Raw genomic sequence first — 18,925 nt, 5'->3', positions numbered from 1 at the left:
AGCCCCAGGTTGCCTAGCTAATAAAGTGTCCAATTTTTAGGGTTCACTTCATTTTTCCTAATTAACGCTTTTATTTTTACTTAATAAACGGTTTTTCGACGTCCTCAACCTTGACCCGAGCAAGTTGAACAGCTAGAAAATCATTGACTTTAAGCCATTTAGAGAGTTGAGTTGAAGTTTGGTCAGTTTCCTGTTCATTTTTGGCAACAACAAGCGGGTCAAGTTGTTGGATGGCATGTGCAATTTGCGGGTAGTGATCGATCACAAAATCACGAACATGCTGTTTACCTTTAAGCTTAAACCGGACGCCGGTATACCACAAATGATTTTTAAGAATCTGTTTTGCTGTATTTTGAATGAAACATTCGTTTTGATTTTCATTTGAAAGGTCGATGTACAGGTGATCAATATCGATCAGTCCTGTGGAGGCATTTTCTTTTTTAAACCGCATAATATTATGAAACGTTGTAACTTCCTTTGATTGCATAAAATATTCCTCGCTTTTATTTTTCAGGGTCGTCATTTGCCCATTTTTCATAATCTTCATTGGTCATGGCTTCAACTTCCCCAAGACGATAGCCATTGCCGACCTGGGAGAAGAAATCATGGTTTGAGGTGGTTGTTGAAATTCCGTTGATAACGGTTGGTTCAACGTCTTCGGCTGTATCAGGGAAGAGTGGGTCTTGTCCCAGATTCATTAATGCCTTATTTGCGTTGTAACGGACAAAGGTCAATACATTTTCCGTCCAACCAACTGGATCGTAAAGAAGGTGGGTGTATTTTTCTTCGTTTTCGTAAAGTTTCATCAAGAAGTCATACAACCAATCTTTCATTTGCTGTTGTTCATTTTCGCCGCGTTCCTTTAATCCAAGTTGGAACTTGTAGCCAATGTATGTTCCGTGAACAGATTCATCCCGCAAGATCAACTTGATAATTTCAGCAGTGTTAGGTAATTGGTTGTGGCCCAAGTAGTAAAGGGGCGTATAGAATCCTGAATAGAAAAGACAGGTTTCAAGGAAAACATTGGCGACCTTTTGCTTCAATGGGTCTTCAGCCGTATCGTTATAAATATCGCTGATCCACTTTGCTTTATTTTGAAGAAATTCTTCAGAATCACTCCATTGGAAGATTTCGTCAATTTCGTCCGGAGTATTCAACGTTGAAAAAATCGTTGAGTAACTTTTGGCGTGCACTGATTCCATGAATTGAATGTTATTCAAAACCGCCGTTTCATGTTGCGTGCGAACGTGCCGTCTTAATGATGCCATTCCGTCTTGCGACTGAACGGTATCAAGCAAGGTCAAACCACCAAAAACATGGCCAACAAGGTATTTGTGATCGTCATCGAGCTGATGCCAATCTTTTAAGTCGTTTGAAACCGGAATCCGGGTGTCGAGCCAAAATTGTTCCGTTAACTTTTCCCATGTTGCTTTATCAATTGCGTCATCGATCTTATTCCAGTTGATTGCTTTATAATTATTGCTCATCAGAAATTTCCTCACTTTCCTATGCTAAAACGTCAAGCATTGTTTGATAGATGCGTTTTACATCTTCACTGGTCCCCCGTAATTCATATGTATCAAGGAACGGAACATTGAATTGTTGTGCATACCGCCGGGCAGTTAAACAAAATTGTTGATTAAAGTTGCGGTTCCCTGAACCAATAACTCCTAAACAGTGAGCGGCATTATCGCCATAATCAATGTATTCCCCTAATGCATTGGTCATTAATTCCTTCACACCATTATCAATTCCGTTGCCGCCATCAAGATAGGTCGGAACGAAAACAAAATAATCTTCAGTTTCATTATCAAATGGGGCGGCTTCACTGATTTCCTTTGCATTGATCGTGTCGTCCGGCCGATGAGCTTCAGCATAGTCTTTTAACTTTTCAATAAATGCCTGTGTGTTGCCTTCAATTGAGGTAAATAAAATGTTGATTTTCATAAAATAAATTCCTTTCTTCCCCTAAAAAGAATGTTAAATTGAGCAGCTTTCACATTCGTTAACACTGAATGCTTCTGAGCCGTCATCAGTGTATGTTCTGACGTAGTATAAACTCTTAATTCCCTTATGCCATGCGTAGTTCCGGATGATTGACAGGTCACGCGTCGTCATCTTATCTGTCCGACCGTTCTTCCATGGGTACAGGCCTTCAGCAATTGTTGACTTGAAGTACAAGGTGATTGAAATCGACTGGTCAACGTGTTCTTGGGCTGCGGCATAGACATCGATCATCTTCCGCATGTCTAAGTCATAGGCAGACTTATAATACGGCATTGTATCAGTTGAAAGGTAAGCAGCGGGATAGTAGACCTTTCCAATTTTACCTTCTTGCCGTTCTTCAACTTTTTGAATGATTGGTTGAAGGGAAGCAGTTGTATTCCCAACGTATGAAATTGAGCCGGTTGGAGCAACTGCCATTCGATAGGCGTTATACAAACCATCACGCATGACGTTGTCTTTTAATTGTGCCCAATCTGCTTTAGTTGGAATAAAAATACCAGCGAATAATTCCTTAACGCGATCGCTTGTTGGCCCCCAATCTTGGTTAATGTACTTGTCAAAGTAAGATCCGTCGGCATAGGCACTCTTTTCAAATTCAAAGAATGTTTCCTGCCGTTCGCGAGCAATCTTATTTGAAGCAACTAACGTCCAGTAATTCAATAACATGAAGTAAACATTGGTGAATTCAATTGATTCCGGCGAACCGTATTGAATGTGATTCTTGGCTAAGAAAGCGTGCAAGCCCATTGCCCCCAATCCAACTGAGTGGCTTAACTTGTTACCTTCATAAATTGAAGGTACAACCTTGGCATTTCCTTGGTCAGAAACAAATGTTAGGGCCCGCATCATGGTTTCAACGGACTTACCAAAATCAGGCGATGCCATCAGGTTTACGATGTTAGTCGATCCTAAATTACAACTAATATCTGATCCTAGGACTTCGTATTCTTGAAGGTCATTGATCTTAGATGGCCGTTGAATTTGAGCGATTTCCGAGCAAAGATTACTCATGATGATCTTACCGTCAACTGGATTAGTGCGGTTCATGGTATCGATATTAACAATGTACGGATAGCCGGATTCTTGTTGAAGTTTACTGATTTCTTCTTCAAGTTCCCGGGCCTTGATCTTCTTTTTATGAATTTTTGGATTATTGACTAAGTTGTCATATTCCTTGGTAATGTCAACGTATGAGAACGGAACGCCATATTCCTTTTCAACGTCGTATGGTTCAAATAAGTACATGTCAGCATCTTGTTGAACTAATTCATAAAACTTATCGGGAACGATTACTCCAAGGGAGAGAGTCTTCATCCGAACCTTTTCATCGGCATTTTCGCGTTTAGTTGCTAAAAATTCGATGATGTCAGGGTGAAAGACACTTAAGTAAACAACGCCGGCGCCTTGCCGTTGACCGAGTTGATTTGAATACGAAAAACTGTCTTCTAAGAGTTTCATTACTGGGACCACCCCGGAGGCTGCATTTTCGATTCCCTTAATTGGAGCTCCAGCGCTACGAAGGTTATTTAAGGTAATTCCAACCCCGCCACCGATTTTTGAAAGTTGCAACGCAGAGTTAATGCACCGCCCAATTGAATTCATATCATCGGTTGGTTGCAGCAAGAAGCAAGAGACGAATTCACCGCGGCGTTTCCGCCCGACATTCAAGAAAGTTGGGGTTGCTGGTTGATATCGTTGATGGATCAATTCATCTGCAAGACTCATTGCAAGGTCTTCATCGCCGTTTGCCATGTAAAGGGCGTTCATTGCAATTTTATCTTCGTAAGTTTCGAGGTAATAGTTACCATCATTTGTTTTTAAAGCATATTGATTGAAGAATTTGTAAGCTGCCATGAATGATTGGAATTCGAAATGCTGGTCTTTAAGGTAGGCATATAACTTTTTGATAAACTCAAAATCATATTTTTCAACAAATTCCTTTTCGATGTAGTCCTTTTCGATGAGAAATTTAAAACGTTCTTCTAATGAAGAAAAGCGTTTGGTGTTTGGTTCAATATTTTCTTTAAGGAAGGCTTGCAAAGCTTCCTTGTCTTTTTCCAACGGAATTTTATTATCCACGGGAATGTTGATTTGGTTATTTAAATCATAGTAGGTTACATTGCTGATATCGATGTCTTTAATTCCCAAGATGATCGCCTGCTTTCTGTGAAGGTTTAATTAGCAGCAACAAGTTCCTTTAATTGGTCTGGCCGGAAGCCATTAATGATTGGTTCTGAATTATTTTCAAGGACGGGAACACTTTGAAATCCTTTTTCTTTTAAGTAATTAACATATTCAGGTTCGTCTGAGATGTTGTGTTCTTCAAAAGCAATATTATTTTGTTCTAAGAAGCGTTTAGTCATTTTGCATTGGATGCAGTTATTCTTTGTATATAAAACTAAATTCATTTAAATTTCTCTCTTTCCGTTAATCTCGTGTACGTGATGTAAGTATACACTTTTGAGAAAATAATACAATATGTAGTTGCTCAACAATTTTACAATCATATATATGGTAGGTGTGAGAGAACCGCGTCATTAAAGGGTTTGCTTTTAATTTTAAAAATTCGTATCATAAAAACGAAGAGAAAGGACGGAATATTTTGACAAATTATTACTATTCAGAACACCCAGATGTTGAGCATCAGGAACGGCGATGGAATTTTAATCTATTAGGAAATGAATTTTGCTTTGTAACTGATAATGGGGTTTTTTCGAAACGAACGGTTGATTTTGGTTCCCGGACATTATTGGACGCATTGGAAGCAACGGGAATGTTTGAAAATCTTCAAGGAACAGTTCTCGATGTTGGTTGTGGATATGGACCAATTGGATTGGCACTTGCGAAGCGTTATCCCCAATTAACAGTTGAAATGGTCGATGTGAACCATTTGGCACTTGACCTAGCCAAAGAAAACGCCGAGCTAAATGCAATCACCAACGTGGACATCTTTGCATCCAACGTTTATGCACAGGTGAATAAGAAAGATTATCAAGCAATTGTTTCTAACCCACCGATTCGGGCGGGCAAGAAAATCGTTCACCAAATTCTTGAAGGGGCATTTGATCACCTTCAAGTTGGTGGAACGTTAACAGTTGTGATTCAAAAGAAGCAGGGTGCTCCATCTGCTAAAAAGAAAATGGAAGAAGTTTTCGGTAACTGCCAGATGATTGCCCGCAACAAAGGCTATCAAATCTTGCAAAGTCAAAAGGAATCATAATATGGAAGAAAAGCATGAGCAATTTATGCAAGCTGCGCTTCAAGAAGCACAGCAAGCAGCGGTAATTGGTGAGATTCCGATTGGTTGCGTGATCGTGAAGGACGATCAAATTATCGGCCGGGGATCTAATTACCGCGAGCATTCAAAGCTGGCGACTGATCACGCGGAAATCAGGGCAATTCAAATGGCTAATCAAGCACTTCAAAGCTGGCGGCTTGAAAACTGTACCTTATATGTCACTTTAGAACCATGCCCAATGTGTACGGGAGCGATTTTAAACGCTCGCATTCCGGAAGTTTATTATGCCGCGGCAGATGAAAAGGCGGGAATGGCCGGAACGCTTGACAATTTGCTGAATGATCCGCGGCTGAATCATCAGGCAATTATCCACAAAGGATTGTTGCAGGAAGAGAGTTTGAAACTATTAAAATCGTTTTTTGCACAGGCGCGAAAAAAATCATAAAAAAGACTGGAATTTTTAGTGGAGTTACGGTATCATATTAATTGCCGTAAGGCCTTAAGGCAATATCGTCTTAACGAATCGTGTCAGGTCCGGAAGGAAGCAGCACTAAGTTCTGTTCGGTATGTGTCTTAAGTTGATATGAAATTAAACTCTCGGTCTTAGAGATCGGGAGATTTTTTTTAGAAATTTACTGATAGGAGGAACCTTTCATGGCATATCAAGCTTTGTATCGAACATGGCGGCCACAACGTTTTGAAGATGTTGTGGGGCAGGAAATGATCACTAAAACTCTTCGTAACGCAGTGATGACGAATCAAACGTCCCATGCATATTTGTTTACTGGGCCTCGGGGAACCGGAAAAACGTCGACAGCGAAGATTTTTGCGAAAGCGATTAACTGTCACCATCAAGAAAACGGCGAACCATGCAATGAATGCGAAATTTGCAAGGCCATCACGAACGGCAGTTTGAATGATGTGCTTGAAATCGATGCGGCCTCAAATAATGGGGTTGAAGAAATTCGTGATATCCGTGATAAGGTTAAATATGCTCCAACTCAGGCCGATTATAAGGTCTACATCATCGATGAAGTTCATATGTTATCCACAGGAGCGTTCAACGCTCTGTTGAAAACGTTAGAAGAACCGCCAGCAAATGTTGTGTTTATTTTGGCAACCACGGAACCGCACAAAATTCCGGCAACAATCATTTCACGAACGCAGCGGTTTGACTTTAAACGTATTACGTCATCTACGATCCTGAAACGGATGGAATACATTTTAAAACAAAAGGATATCCAGTATGAGGATGCGGCGTTGAAGGTAATTGCGAAAGCTGCAGAAGGTGGGATGCGAGATGCATTGAGCATTCTTGACCAAGTCATTTCGTTTGGCGAAAATAACGTTACGTTAGATAATGCATTGTTGGTAACGGGCAGTGTAACAAAAATGGATCTTTTGAATTATTTACAGGCGGTTGTGAATCAAAAAACACCGGAAGCATTGGAAATGATTCACAAGCTGGTTCAAGATGGCAAAGATGCTTCCCGAATTGTGGAAGACTTGGTTGAATATTGCCGCGATTTATTGCTTTATCAACAATCCCCTGCAATGCTTGAGGAAACTGAACTGGGAATGTTAGATGAAAACTTTAAGAAGTTTGCGCAAGAAGTTAAACCAGAAACTGTTTATCAAATGATTAATATCTTGAATGAACAGCAGGAAAATATGCGGTATACGTCGCATCCAACGGTTTACTTGGAAGTTTTGACGGTTAAGTTGAGTCAGTTAAAAAATCAACTGCAAGTTTCTCAGGCAAATTCTCAACCAGCAATTAGTGCGGACCAAGCCCAGATTGACCGGCTAATGAATCGGATTCAACAACTTCAAGATCAAATCAATAGTTTACAACAGACGCAACCGCAAGCAGCCCGGCCTGTCCGGCGCCAAGCAGTTTCAACAAACCAAACGAAGATTAAAGAAGTGAAAGTCAACTATGAAAAGGTTAACGAAGTTTTAGGAAATGCGACCCGGCCAGATCTGAATCGTTTTCAACAAGTTTGGGGCGACTTGATCAGTATGCTGACGGTTCCGCAACGGGCAATTATGAGTGTCAGCAAACCGGTGGCTGCAAGTTCTGAGGGAGTCGTGATTGGTTTTGAATATCCGTATCTTTGTCAAAAAGCCATTGATGACCGTGAACTTCAAGACGCATTAACTAACGGATTAAGTCGGCTTGTGGATCAGAATTTAAGTTTGCTTTTCTTACCAAACGAGCAATGGTTGAAGATTCGCAAAGATTACCTTGCAAAACGGAAAGGCGGGAAGGTAAATGCGCAACCGGCCGCTCAAGCAGAAGATAATATGGCTGATCCGCAAATCGAAGAACCAGCTCAACCTCCGATCGTTGCAGAAGCTCAAAAATTATTTGGAAAAGAAGCAGTTCAAGTTAAAGAAGATTAACGAGGTGATTAAATGCAGTATCCAGAACCAATTGCAAAATTAATTGATAGTTATACAAAGCTGCCAGGAATTGGCAGCAAAACGGCAACTCGGCTTGCATTTTTTACCCTTGATATGGATGAAAAAGATGTGGAAAGTTTTGCCAAGGCGCTTGTTTCGGCGAAGAAAGATCTGCATTTTTGTAGTATTTGCGGTAACATCACTGAAAGCGACCCATGTGTGATCTGTGTCGATAAATCACGGGATCAAAGTCAGGTAATTGTTGTTGAACAACCCAAAGATGTGATGGCTCTTGAAAAGATGCGTGAATATCATGGCTTGTACCACGTTTTGCACGGCGTTTTATCACCAATCGAAGGGAAAGGGCCGGAAGATATCAATATTACGGGCTTGATTAAGCGCCTGCAGCAAAATGACCAAATTAAAGAAGTGATTTTAGCCACTAATGCAACTCCGGAAGGGGAAGCAACTGCAACATATATTGCCCGGTTGCTCAAGCCCGCTGGCGTAAAAGTTACTCGGCTTGCTCATGGATTATCAGTCGGTAGTGATATTGAATATGCAGATGAAATGACCTTATTTAAGGCGATTGAAGGGCGGACAGAATTGTAATGTTTGGATTTGGAAGAAAAAAACGCAATCAAGCAACATTGAAAAAACAATATGATCGAAAATTATTAGCTGATATCGAGTTGGCAAAGGATGAATTCAATAACATTCGACACAATGACGATTTGTTAGCGACTATGTCAACGGAAGAATTGCTAGTTAATGAACAAATTGCTCGGGCAAAATTTGAATTTCTTTTTCGAGAAGCTAAGCATCGAAAAGTCAAGGCGAAGATCCAAGAATCAGTGATCGTACGATAAAAATAAGCTTGCGATGAAAATCGCAGGCTTATTTTTTACAGATGATAAGGAAAACGATTAATTGTTTGTATTTATTTTGGTAGTTATTCTTCTATTTATAAGTAGCTGATTCTTAAGGATGTGACTAAGTGGATATTGTATTCATCATTTGTGGATAATTAAAGTGTTTAGTTAAGAATGCATTTAATTTTATTTCCGGAAAAACTTTTCACTATAATCGAATAAGAAAATTGGAGTATCCAAAAGTAAGTTTACTTGGGGCTGTTTCGGGCGTAATTAGTAGTTTATATTGCAAAATGGATCTATTAACATTGGGTAAATTTTTTTGGTAAGATTGATAAATAAAGTTAAATTGTAATTGCTTGAAATGGATGTTTTTTAGAACATAATTTTAAAAAGTGATCAAAAATGTTAAAACGATGATTTAAATAAGAATAAAATGATATATTTTAAAGAAAAAATATTGATTTTATGAAGATAAATTAATACAATGTAAGAGTAAAATATTAAAATAAAAAAATTAAGGAAAAGGTGTTATTTATGGATAAGAAAAAGATTATTACAACAGTTGCAGTTGGTGCGGCAACATTAGCTGCAGGCGTTGCAAGTGTTCATGCAGATTCTGTTAAAGTAACGAAGGAACAGGTCGGTGATGAAACGAAAATCACGACAACAACAACCAAGACAGAAGCAACACAACAACAAATTGATAAGACAAAACAGGAAGTTTCAAGTCAGCAATCAGTAGTTAACCAAGACAAGGCAAACATGGATAATGCCCAATCAAAAGTTAATCAAGATTCACAAAGTACAGCAAAGGCTCAAAGCACAGCTGACCAAAAGAAAGCGGATGTAGCGGATGCACAAAAAGCGGTTGATGATGCTAAGAAGAATCAACCATCAGCAAGTGAAATTCAAAACAATCAAAGTGCGCAAAAAGCAGCTCAAAGTAAAGTGAATGCTGACAAGAGTGCCGTTTCAAGTCAACAATCAGTAGTTGATCAAGCAAAGCAAAACCAGTCAAGTGCTCAAAATACATATGATCAAGCACAAAGCAAGGTAAATGATGCACAAGCTAAGAATGATAGTGCACAAAAGAAAGTGGCTGATGATGAAAATACCATCAACAAAGGTCAACAAACAATTAAAGATGATCAAGATCGCATTAATAATCAACAAACAGTTGTAAACAATGATCAACAAAAAATCAAGGATGACCAAGATAAGATCGCTCAAAGCAGTGCAAAGCTTCAAGATGACCAAAAGAAGTTGGCTGAGGATCAAAAGAATTTGGAAAATGACCAACAAACATTGACTAACGATCAAAATGTGGCTAATGATACAAAGAAGAAGTTGGACGATATTAAGAGTCAGATGGGGAATGATGTTGCTCCAACAATGACAATTGATAGTACTTTACTTAGCCATTTAAAGAATTTGGTAAATGCTAACGATTCACTTAATCAAACGCCGAGTCAAACATTTGGTAATGTAAGTATAGCAGAAGAAGAAGGGTGGCTTAAAGGCCTCGAAAACCAATGGGTAGATAATCCCAATGATAATTATGAGGTCAATGCGTACGATCTTTCTCCTCAACAGTTTGAAGAAATAAACGAATATGCAACTGCAATTGTTAATTCAATCAGAGCACAACTAGGTGTAGCACCAGTTCAGTTAACTACTAATTCAATGAAGTTTGCTGAAGATGTGGCTAAACAATATATAGCTGATAATTGGAATGCAGCAGTCCATCATCACGATAGTGATGGCATTAAAGAGGTTCAAGCTGAAGATGGTAATGTTAGTTCTTTGGAAGATCTTTATCAAAGTTGGTCATCGTCAGAAGTTATGTCAAGTGTAACAATGAATCAATTGAAACATCAAGTTTTTGATGGAATTGCAGGATGGATTTCGGATGATTTAGATAGCGGATGGGGACATGCTAATGTTCTTGTAATTCCTGCAACAAAGTATATTGGTTTTTCCTTTAATAAGGATGCAGAAGGTAGCGAATTGCCTTTTGTCATGCATGCAGAGGCAATTTTTAGTATGGATAATCCAGGTAATAAGATTTCAATGCCTAATACTTCAGCTTTACAACAACAAGTTACCCAACTTAGAAGTCAGTTAACACAACAACAAAATAAGGTCAATGCAGACCAAGCAAAAGTTAATACCGATAAGCAAGATATTACTAACGATCAAAACCAAATCAAACAGGACACACCAACCGCTTTGGAAAATCAATTGCAAAGTGACCAGTTACTGTTGAAGAATGATCAAAATATTTTGAAAATGTACCAAGACGGTTTGCAACACGACAAGCAAGCTATTGCTGATGCACAAAAGAGTTTAGCTCAAGACAAGTCAGTTGCTGAAGAAGCAGAAAATAGTTTAACAGCTGCTAAAAAGGATGCTGTAACAGCTAAGTCAAACTTAGATAATGCAAACACAGCATTAACAAATGCTCAAAACAAGTTGAACGACTTGAACAAGCAATTAGCTAAGGATGAAGCTGAATTAACCAACTTGCAAAATCAAGCTGCTGAATATCAAAAGAATCAATCAGCATTGAAGGATGCCGAAGCTAAACTTGCTCAAGCTGAAACAGATTACACTAATGCAATTAAGGCCTTGAACGATGCTCAAAAGCAAGAAAACAATGATCGTGACGCACTTGCTAAGGCACAAAAAGAATACAGCGATGCTTTAAACAAGTTAAATCAACTTGAAACAGAATTGAAGAACGAAGAAAAGACAACGACAACAACTAAAGTTGAATGGATTAAGAATCAACACCCATCATCGACAGCAGATATGGGTAACACGGTTCCATTGCATCCATCAACCAAGCCAAGTTCAACAACGAATACAAACAAGAACACAACCGTAACAACAAATAATAATCAAACTGTTAAGTCATCAGCAGTAGAAAACAAGAAGAGCGAACCAGCATACGTTTCAACAACCGTAACACCTGCAAAGAACGCAGCTGCTAAAGAAAACAACGCCAATGTAGTTTATGCAGACAATGTTGAAGCTGTAAAGAGCGCTGAAAAGACAGTTAATAACAACGATATGATCACATTCACAACAGAAGCTCCAGTTGTTAAGGAAGCTGCCATTGAACCAGCAGCTAAGAAGAACGCAATGCCACAAACAGGTGAAAATGCAAATACTAAGTCAACCCTTTGGGGTGAAATTTCACTTGCTGCTGCCGGAATCTTATCAGCCCTTGGATTAGCCGATCGGAAACGGCGTAACTAATTAGAGAATCAGGGGGATATTTTAAGGTAATTGTTAGGTAAAAACACCTTGCAAGTAAAAGCTTGCAGGGTGTTTTTGTGTGCTTTTTGATTGGAAAAAATAAAAAGACAATTTAACAAATCTATTGGAGAATTCTTCTAAATTAAAGTACAATTAAAGTATTAATATTGAAGAGAGTTGTTGGCATTGAGTGGAAAGTTTATTACATTTGAAGGGCTTGACGGATCAGGAAAAACAACCGTCATTCGAAATGTAATTAAAGCCTTTGAACAGTCGTCGGACGCTGACCGCTTTATGTATAGTCGCGAGCCCGGCGGCAATCGGATTGCGGAGGCAATTCGGAAGATTATTTTGAGCGAAAAATATACCGAAATGGATGCCCGAACGGAAGCACTATTGTTTGCGGCTGCTCGGCGGCAACACCTGGCTGAAAATGTTTTGCCAGCCTTAAAAGCTGGTAAAATCATCATGAGTGACCGTTTTGTAGATAGTTCACTGGTATATCAAGGAGCTGGGCGTGAAATCGGAATGGACGCCGTAGCAAAAATCAATGAATTTGCGACGAACGGTTTGACGCCGGACTTGACGTTGTATTTTGAAATCGATCCGGAAGTTGGATTAAATCGGATTCAAAATAATCGGCAAGATGAAGTTAACCGGCTGGATAAAGATCAGCTTGATTTTTATCGCCGAGTGCATCAGGGATATTTGAAACTTGCTCAAGATAATCCGCAACGCATAAAGGTTATTGATGCCAGTCAGTCAATTGAGAAGGTAACTGACGATGTGCTTGCAATTTTGAAGCAGTTTTTAAAGATAAGGAGTATGAATGAAATTAGTAATCGCAATTGTTCAAGATAAAGATAGCGACCAATTAAGCAATCAGTTCATTGAGCATGATGTGCGGGCGACGAAACTTGCATCAAGCGGAAGCTTTTTGCGATCAGGAAACTCAACTTTTTTGATTGGAATTGATGATCAGCGGGTCGATGAGGTGCTCGAAATTATAAAGCATGTATCGAAGAAACGGCGGAAATTTATTACCCCGCCAGTTGGAGTCGATACGCATGTTGAAGGATTGCATAATAATTATCCGCGCCAAGTCAATATAGGCGGTGCAACGGTTTTTGTCCTCGATGTTGCTCAATTTGAACAGTATTGATTTGATGGAGGAATCATGGAGCAAGAGATCACAGCAATTCAACCACAATTAACGCAGCATTTTGCGAAATTGATAAATGAAAAACGCCTTGCGCACGCGTATTTATTAAGCGGAGCATCTGGAACGGGAAAGCTTAGTCTTGCAGTTTGGATCGCTCAGGGAATTTTCTGTAATCAGCGCAACGCGGATGGAACACCGTGCTTAAAATGCTCGGAATGTCGGCGGATTGCTGCAAATGAACATCCTGACGTGGTGCGAATCATTCCTGAAGGACGATCGATCAAGGTCGATCAAGTCCGGTACTTAAAATCTGAGTTTTCTAAAAGCGGTTTGGAAGGTAACCGGAAAGTTTTCATCATTCAGGATGTTGAAAAGATGACAACGAGTGCAGCCAATAGCTTGCTGAAATTCATCGAGGAACCTAATGGCAGCATTACAGCGTTTCTCCTTTCAAGTCATGCTAATCAGATTTTACCGACGATCGTTTCGCGGTGCCAGGTCGTTGAAATGGCGAGCTTAAACCGGGAAACTCAACTGAAAAGGCTTATGGATGCTGGGATCGACAAGGCGGTTGCATCTGTTTTGGTGAATTTAAACGCTGACCTTGATGAGTTGGTAGCTTTAGGAACCGATGAACAGTTTCAGAAATTGCTTGCTGAAGTAGTGAATTGGATGAAGGCGATTTTAGCGGATGACTGGCGGGCATTTGTCTATATTCAGACCCGGTTGATGCCGCTGGTTGATGAGCGGCCTGCCCAGGAACGCCTTTTAGAGTTGATGGTCATGATTTGCCGTGATTTGATTTTATTGCGGTATCATCAGGATGCCGAAGTTGCATTTATTACTGAAAAGAAGATGCTTGCTCAGGCGGCTGCTCAGATTCCTGCTTCACAGCTGACTAAAGGTGTTGAATTGGTGATGAATTGCTGGAACCAACTGGCAGTTAACGTTTCATATCAAAATGTATTAGAAGGATTAACATTGCGGTTATGCCGCTGCTACCACAAAAGATAGGATATGATAGGAATGGATAAAGGAGAATTATACGATAGTTTTGAAACGATGGAAGCTCAAGCAAATGAAATGGCAGCGACCCTTTCATTAATGCGGAACCAAATGACGCAGATCATTGAAAAGAACAACCAGCTTGAAGTTGAAAATACGCATTTGCGTGAGCGGCTTGCTGAACTTGAAAATAATAAGAAAACAAAGAAAAACAGCGGTCTTTCCCGGTCGCGGCAAAACTTGGAAAACCTTTATCATGAAGGATTCCATGTATGTACCCAATATTTTGGCTCACGTCGGACAGATGATGAGTGTATTTTTTGCCAGGATATAATTTACGGAGAAAAGTGGAGAGAAATCGATGGCGATTCAAAAGGTAAGTAGTTTTCAAAATGTCGATTCGCAAGTTGGAGCACTTTATTTAGTTCCAACTCCAATTGGAAATTTAAACGATATGACGCCCCGCGCAGTTGAAACGTTAAAGCAAGTAGATTTTATCGCTGCTGAAGATACGCGGAATACTCAAAAATTATTAAATCACTTTGATATCCATACAAAACAGATCAGTTTTCATAAGTTTAATACTCAGGAACGAATTCCTGAATTGATTGCGATGCTGAAAGGTGGTAAAAATATTGCTCAGGTCAGTGATGCGGGGATGCCGTCGATCAGTGATCCGGGACATGAATTAGTTGAAGCATGCGCAGCCGAAGAAATCCGGGTGATTGCACTTCCTGGACCAAGTGCGTCATTGACGGCTTTGATCGCCTCAGGCCTTGTTCCCCAACCATTTTTGTTCTACGGCTTTTTACCGCGGAAAAAGACGGAGCAGGTGGAAACTCTTGAAAAATTAAATTTGCAAACAGTAACGATGATTTTTTATGAAGCTCCACATCGCTTGAATAAAACGTTGAAAAACTTGATGACCGTTTTTGGTAAAGAGCGGAAAATCGTTTTGTGCCGGGAACTGACAAAACGGTATGAAGAGTATTTGCGCGGAACACTTGCCGATGCAGTTGCATGGAGTAATCAAGAAGAAGTCCGCGGCGAATTTGTCTTGATTGTTGAAGGAAATGCGCATCCGGAAGAAACCCAACCCAAAAAGGTTAGCGGGTCACTGAAAGACCAAGTTCAACAATTGATCGATGATCACCAAATGAAACCCAATGCCGCTATTAAGCAAGTCGCAAAGAACAATCATTTAAAGAAACAGGACGTTTATAACGAGTATCATGGGCTGAATTAAAAGTTAGTTTTAAGGAGTGGGCACTGTGCCAGGAAAAAAGTATACCGAAGAACATAAAGTTGTTTATTTTGAAACTAATGTGACAGGGCGGTTAAATATTGGAAATTTAGTTGATTTGTGCATGTTGGTTTCAACTGATCAAAGTTCGAAGCTTGGAATTTCAACCGAAAAGCTTGATTTAATGGGGTATGGATGGATTGTAAGCCAAAATATTATTGATGTTAAACGGCTTCCGGTCGATCATGAAAAAATTAAGATCACAACCCAGGCTGAGTCATATAACCGGTATTTCTGCTACCGAGACTTCATGATGGAAGATGAGCAGGGTGAAGAAATTGTTAAGATGCATACTGTTTTTTGCTTAATGGATAAGGAAAAGCGGAAGATCGCGCGGATCAAAGATGAAATCGTTGGTCCGTATGAAGGTGATTATACGACGAAGGTTGAGCGCTTAGCAGTTCCACCGGTTTTGAAACCGGAAGAAGCTGAGATCACGAAAAAGTATCGCGTTCGCTTTATGGACATCGACAGCAACCAGCACGTGAATAATATTCACTACTTTGATTGGATGCTTGATACATTACCGGAAGAATTTTTACGAACTCATGAAGTTAAACAGTTTAACATCGTTTATAAAAATGAAGTTCGTTCTGGCGAAGTCGTTGATAGTTTGACACATTTTGATGAAGAGCGATTGGAATCGATCCATGAAATTCGGGTTGGCGATAAGGTCAGCTGTACCGCAAAGGTTGAATGGCAAGAACTGAAATAGGCCGTGAAGGTTGTTATTCTTCATGTATGTGGTATTATGTTTATGATTTTAATTAATAAGGACGAAAAAAATGAAAATATTAGCAATTGATACGTCAAATCAGCCGCTAAGCGTAGCGGTTTTAGATGACGATCATCTTTTGGCAACAAAGACGATGAATATTTCACGCAATCACAGTACAACTTTAATGCCGGTCGTGGCTGAATTACTGGAAGACAGTCACTTAGATGTTGCGGACATCGATCGGTTTGTTGTTGCTGAAGGTCCTGGGTCATATACAGGACTTCGAATTGGGGTAACAACGGCGAAAGTTTTAGCTTCGACCCTTAACAAGGAACTTGTTGGGGTTTCAAGTTTAAAGACTGTTGCAGCCAATATTGCACCGGATATAGATCAGGTGATCGTTCCATACTTTGATGCCCGGAACTTAAATGTGTTTGCGGGGGCATACCAATGGAAAAATGGTCAATTAGTTAGTGTGATTGAAGATCAGCATATCAGTTTTAAAAATCTGCTTGCTCAACTTCAAGATTTGCACCAGGCAATCATGCTTGTTGGCCCGCAAAAGGACGAGTTTGCTGAAATGGGTGCTCAAGTTTTAGGCTCTCAAGCAACGGTTGCATCAGCTAACTTTCAACTTCCTCAAGCTGCAGTTTTAGGCAGATTGGGAAGAACAATGGATCCGGTTGATATTGATTTCTTTGTTCCTCAATATCGGCGGTTAACTCAAGCTGAATTACAATGGATGGAAAAACACCCTGAGGAGAAGGATCGGCATGCCAATTATATTGAAAAAGTTTAAAAGGAAATTAGAGCATTTGCTTTCTCAAGGAGCAAATGATAAGGAAATTGACTTTGAAAATCAAACTGTGACCCTTGATGATCAGGATTACCTCTTTTGTCGGGCAGTCGTTTCATCAATTCCGGAAATGTTGTCGGTTGAACGGGCGGTTTATAATGGGAAAACGCCAATTAACTATGCTGTGTTTGAAAAGCAGATTCAAGATGTTGCTAACCAACTTGTTTTGTTAGTGCGGTTTGAAGATCGGGTTGTTGCGTATGTCGCATGCAATTATGCCCATGGTGAGGCACGAATCACGGATATTGCGATCGTTCCGCGGTTTCAGCAGCGTGGAATTGCAACTAAGATGTTAAAGTTTGTAATTGCTGAAGCGCAGAATTTGCGGTGCCGGCGGGTATCATTAGATGTTCGTCAAAGTAACCTTCAAGGTCAAAAATTTTATGGCGATTTAGGATTTAAGAAAGAACGCATTAAGCACCATTATTTTAGCGATAATGATGAAAGTGCATATGAATATGGATATTTACTTAAAGGTGAGAAGTAATCGTGGAAAAGCGGAATTTAATTTTATCATTTGAATCGAGTTGTGATGAAACCAGTGTTGCGGTAATTGAAAATGGCTGCAAAGTATTGGCAAACATTGTTGCGACTCAAATTAAAAGTCATCAACGGTTTGGTGGCGTGGTTCCCGAAGTTGCCAGCCGTCACCATATTGAAATCATTACGACCTGCATTAAAGATGCGCTTGAAGAGGCAGGGGTAGCCTATGATGATTTTGATGCCGTTGCGGTAACGTATGGTCCTGGACTTGTCGGGTCTCTCTTGATTGGAGTAATGGCAGCAAAGGCCGTTGCGTTTGCGCATCATTTGCCTCTGATTCCGGTTAACCATATGGCAGGTCATATTTATGCAGCCCGGTTTGTTGACGAAATTAAGTTTCCGGCCTTGGCATTATTGGTTTCAGGCGGCCATACAGAACTGGTTTACTTGCCACGGGAAAATGAATTTCAAATCATTGGTGAAACCCGGGACGATGCCGCTGGTGAAGCCTTTGATAAGGTTGGCCGGGTTCTTGGAATCAATTATCCTGCCGGAAAAGAAATCGATGAGTTAGCTCATCAAGGAAAGGATACCTTCCATTTTCCACGGGCAATGGAAAAGGAAGACAACTTTGATTTCAGCTTCAGCGGGTTGAAGAGTGCCTTTATTAATACAGTCCATCATGCTGAACAGATCGGCGAAACACTGGATAAAGCAGACCTGGCCTGCAGTTTTGAAGCTAGTGTTGTTGATGTTTTAGCTGAAAAGACTATCCATGCATTGAAGAAGTTCCCGGTTAAACAACTGATTCTTGCGGGCGGAGTTGCCGCCAACCAAGGATTGCGGGAACGGCTGGATCAAGAATTAAAGGCTTTTCCAGATGTCCAATTATTGAAAGCCCCGCTTAAATTATGCGGAGATAATGCTGCAATGATCGGCGCTGCCGGATACGTTGGATACAAACATGGTGTCCGGGCCGGCCTTGATTTAAATGCGGATCCAAGTTTGGAATTTGATTGGATCAATGAATAGGATAAATAAGTAAGAGAGCCATATCTGACGGCGATGTTTTATTAAACATTTGCTTATAAAGGATACGGCTTTTTTTAGAAAAGAGATTGTGCCGACTGTTTCGTTAGCAATCACGTTTGTAATTTGGTTACCGAATATTAAACGGAAAAAGCAAGTTCAAATGGAACCTTCAACGAATAAACGGGAACAGGCAAAACATCACAAATCAGCATGGCGAACAAAGCATGGATTATGCGTGTATTTCTTACAATCCTTACGGCTTTATACCGGGCGAAACAGTGCTTTCACAAACGCTTGCTGGAGACCTGTCAGAAATTTTTTCATTAATCAGAATTCCGCTTGCACTGGTTTATCGGTAATTATTAATAGTTTTCTTTGATGCGTTGGACCCATTTTTATTTGGATACGGTAGTTCATGGATGTTTGTAACGGCATGTTTCTTGAGATTGATTATTATCATGACGATCGCCAACCTTTTATTGGAACACGAAGAAAAAATTTATTAAAAAAATCAGTGACTTTATGAAGTGAACCCTAAAAATTGGACACTTTATTAGCTAGGCAATCTGGGGCTGAGTT

At 40.0% G+C, this 18,925-nt stretch carries 20 protein-coding genes and 1 other RNA gene; 16 read left to right on the top strand and 5 right to left on the bottom strand.

Going from position 1 to position 18,925, the window contains the following annotated elements; all coding sequences use genetic code 11:
• Positions 1–76: 76 nt before the first annotated feature.
• Genes FC64_RS03520 through nrdH form a run of 5 tightly spaced genes read right to left on the bottom strand, consistent with a single transcriptional unit; the run spans position 77 to position 4,415 of the window.
• Positions 77–487, bottom strand: coding sequence for a hypothetical protein (locus FC64_RS03520; protein WP_202987252.1), 411 nt, complete (start codon positions 485–487; stop codon positions 77–79).
• 16 nt (positions 488–503) lie between these two features.
• Entirely contained in the window at positions 504–1,487 is a 984-nt protein-coding gene (gene nrdF / locus FC64_RS03515; RefSeq protein ID WP_057906571.1) for a class 1b ribonucleoside-diphosphate reductase subunit beta, read from the bottom strand.
• Positions 1,488–1,506: 19 nt separating this feature from the next.
• Entirely contained in the window at positions 1,507–1,947 is a 441-nt protein-coding gene (nrdI, locus tag FC64_RS03510) for a class Ib ribonucleoside-diphosphate reductase assembly flavoprotein NrdI (protein WP_057906570.1), read from the bottom strand.
• A 33-nt stretch (positions 1,948–1,980) separates the two neighbouring features.
• Positions 1,981–4,155, bottom strand: a complete 2,175-nt coding sequence (nrdE, locus tag FC64_RS03505) for a class 1b ribonucleoside-diphosphate reductase subunit alpha (RefSeq protein ID WP_057906569.1) — start codon at positions 4,153–4,155, stop codon at positions 1,981–1,983.
• A 26-nt stretch (positions 4,156–4,181) separates the two neighbouring features.
• Complete coding sequence (gene nrdH / locus FC64_RS03500) at positions 4,182–4,415, bottom strand: glutaredoxin-like protein NrdH (RefSeq protein WP_057906568.1); 234 nt, start codon at positions 4,413–4,415, stop codon at positions 4,182–4,184.
• 194 nt (positions 4,416–4,609) lie between these two features.
• On the opposite strand from nrdH, the gene FC64_RS03495 reads away from it, so the two are divergent.
• From FC64_RS03495 to tsaD, 16 genes are all read left to right on the top strand, one after another.
• The gene (locus FC64_RS03495) at positions 4,610–5,227 is read left to right on the top strand and encodes a class I SAM-dependent methyltransferase (protein WP_057906567.1); all 618 of its coding nucleotides are present in this window, start codon (positions 4,610–4,612) and stop codon (positions 5,225–5,227) included.
• Position 5,228: 1 nt separating this feature from the next.
• On the top strand, positions 5,229–5,690 hold the full coding sequence (locus tag FC64_RS03490; protein WP_057906566.1) for a nucleoside deaminase: 462 nt from the start codon (positions 5,229–5,231) through the stop codon (positions 5,688–5,690).
• Between the two features lie 46 nt (positions 5,691–5,736).
• An RNA gene (ffs, locus tag FC64_RS07315) (signal recognition particle sRNA small type) lies at positions 5,737–5,836 on the top strand.
• Between the two features lie 63 nt (positions 5,837–5,899).
• Positions 5,900–7,651: a DNA polymerase III subunit gamma/tau gene (gene dnaX / locus FC64_RS03485; RefSeq protein ID WP_057906565.1), complete on the top strand. Its 1,752-nt coding sequence runs from the start codon at positions 5,900–5,902 to the stop codon at positions 7,649–7,651.
• 12 nt (positions 7,652–7,663) lie between these two features.
• Positions 7,664–8,263, top strand: a complete 600-nt coding sequence (gene recR / locus FC64_RS03480; RefSeq protein ID WP_057906564.1) for a recombination mediator RecR — start codon at positions 7,664–7,666, stop codon at positions 8,261–8,263.
• Positions 8,263–8,520: a YaaL family protein gene (locus FC64_RS03475; protein ID WP_057906563.1), complete on the top strand. Its 258-nt coding sequence runs from the start codon at positions 8,263–8,265 to the stop codon at positions 8,518–8,520. The genes recR and FC64_RS03475 overlap by 1 nt, the downstream gene beginning before the upstream one ends.
• 540 nt (positions 8,521–9,060) lie before the next feature.
• Complete coding sequence (locus FC64_RS03470; protein WP_057906562.1) at positions 9,061–11,787, top strand: SEC10/PgrA surface exclusion domain-containing protein; 2,727 nt, start codon at positions 9,061–9,063, stop codon at positions 11,785–11,787.
• A gap of 186 nt (positions 11,788–11,973) precedes the next feature.
• Entirely contained in the window at positions 11,974–12,648 is a 675-nt protein-coding gene (gene tmk / locus FC64_RS03465; RefSeq protein ID WP_057906574.1) for a dTMP kinase, read from the top strand.
• Positions 12,617–12,949 (top strand): cyclic-di-AMP receptor, encoded by a 333-nt coding sequence (locus FC64_RS03460; protein ID WP_057906561.1) that lies wholly within the window; start codon positions 12,617–12,619, stop codon positions 12,947–12,949. The genes tmk and FC64_RS03460 overlap by 32 nt, the downstream gene beginning before the upstream one ends.
• A 15-nt stretch (positions 12,950–12,964) precedes the next feature.
• Positions 12,965–13,963 (top strand): DNA polymerase III subunit delta', encoded by a 999-nt coding sequence (gene holB, locus FC64_RS03455; RefSeq protein WP_057906560.1) that lies wholly within the window; start codon positions 12,965–12,967, stop codon positions 13,961–13,963.
• A gap of 12 nt (positions 13,964–13,975) precedes the next feature.
• Positions 13,976–14,338 carry an initiation-control protein YabA gene (locus FC64_RS03450; RefSeq protein WP_057906573.1) on the top strand — a complete coding sequence of 121 codons (363 nt, stop codon included), beginning with the start codon at positions 13,976–13,978 and terminating at the stop codon, positions 14,336–14,338.
• Complete coding sequence (rsmI, locus tag FC64_RS03445; protein ID WP_057906559.1) at positions 14,316–15,200, top strand: 16S rRNA (cytidine(1402)-2'-O)-methyltransferase; 885 nt, start codon at positions 14,316–14,318, stop codon at positions 15,198–15,200. Before FC64_RS03450 ends, rsmI begins: the two co-directional genes overlap by 23 nt.
• Before the next feature lie 25 nt (positions 15,201–15,225).
• Entirely contained in the window at positions 15,226–15,972 is a 747-nt protein-coding gene (locus tag FC64_RS03440; RefSeq protein WP_057906558.1) for an acyl-[acyl-carrier-protein] thioesterase, read from the top strand.
• 70 nt (positions 15,973–16,042) lie between these two features.
• Complete coding sequence (gene tsaB, locus FC64_RS03435; RefSeq protein WP_057906557.1) at positions 16,043–16,774, top strand: tRNA (adenosine(37)-N6)-threonylcarbamoyltransferase complex dimerization subunit type 1 TsaB; 732 nt, start codon at positions 16,043–16,045, stop codon at positions 16,772–16,774.
• The gene (gene rimI / locus FC64_RS03430) at positions 16,749–17,318 is read left to right on the top strand and encodes a ribosomal protein S18-alanine N-acetyltransferase (protein WP_057906556.1); all 570 of its coding nucleotides are present in this window, start codon (positions 16,749–16,751) and stop codon (positions 17,316–17,318) included. The genes tsaB and rimI overlap by 26 nt, the downstream gene beginning before the upstream one ends.
• A 2-nt stretch (positions 17,319–17,320) precedes the next feature.
• Entirely contained in the window at positions 17,321–18,346 is a 1,026-nt protein-coding gene (gene tsaD, locus FC64_RS03425; RefSeq protein ID WP_420805058.1) for a tRNA (adenosine(37)-N6)-threonylcarbamoyltransferase complex transferase subunit TsaD, read from the top strand.
• Positions 18,347–18,925 lie beyond the last annotated feature (579 nt).

This window comes from Ligilactobacillus araffinosus DSM 20653 (assembly GCF_001435375.1).
GTDB classification, from domain to species: Bacteria; Bacillota; Bacilli; order Lactobacillales; family Lactobacillaceae; genus Ligilactobacillus; species Ligilactobacillus araffinosus.
The sequence above is the reverse complement of the archived record's forward strand: the minus strand, read 5'-3'. Positions and strand labels throughout refer to the sequence as shown.

Coding starts and splice junctions, on each gene's coding strand:
- FC64_RS03520 (WP_202987252.1), bottom strand. CDS start 487: ATGCAATCAAAGGAAGTTACAACGTTTCATAATATTATGCGGTTTAAA.
- nrdF (WP_057906571.1), bottom strand. CDS start 1,487: ATGAGCAATAATTATAAAGCAATCAACTGGAATAAGATCGATGACGCA.
- nrdI (WP_057906570.1), bottom strand. CDS start 1,947: ATGAAAATCAACATTTTATTTACCTCAATTGAAGGCAACACACAGGCA.
- nrdH (WP_057906568.1), bottom strand. CDS start 4,415: ATGAATTTAGTTTTATATACAAAGAATAACTGCATCCAATGCAAAATG.
- FC64_RS03490 (WP_057906566.1), top strand. CDS start 5,229: ATGGAAGAAAAGCATGAGCAATTTATGCAAGCTGCGCTTCAAGAAGCA.
- dnaX (WP_057906565.1), top strand. CDS start 5,900: ATGGCATATCAAGCTTTGTATCGAACATGGCGGCCACAACGTTTTGAA.
- recR (WP_057906564.1), top strand. CDS start 7,664: ATGCAGTATCCAGAACCAATTGCAAAATTAATTGATAGTTATACAAAG.
- FC64_RS03475 (WP_057906563.1), top strand. CDS start 8,263: ATGTTTGGATTTGGAAGAAAAAAACGCAATCAAGCAACATTGAAAAAA.
- FC64_RS03470 (WP_057906562.1), top strand. CDS start 9,061: ATGGATAAGAAAAAGATTATTACAACAGTTGCAGTTGGTGCGGCAACA.
- FC64_RS03460 (WP_057906561.1), top strand. CDS start 12,617: ATGAAATTAGTAATCGCAATTGTTCAAGATAAAGATAGCGACCAATTA.
- holB (WP_057906560.1), top strand. CDS start 12,965: ATGGAGCAAGAGATCACAGCAATTCAACCACAATTAACGCAGCATTTT.
- FC64_RS03450 (WP_057906573.1), top strand. CDS start 13,976: ATGGATAAAGGAGAATTATACGATAGTTTTGAAACGATGGAAGCTCAA.
- rsmI (WP_057906559.1), top strand. CDS start 14,316: ATGGCGATTCAAAAGGTAAGTAGTTTTCAAAATGTCGATTCGCAAGTT.
- tsaB (WP_057906557.1), top strand. CDS start 16,043: ATGAAAATATTAGCAATTGATACGTCAAATCAGCCGCTAAGCGTAGCG.
- rimI (WP_057906556.1), top strand. CDS start 16,749: ATGCCAATTATATTGAAAAAGTTTAAAAGGAAATTAGAGCATTTGCTT.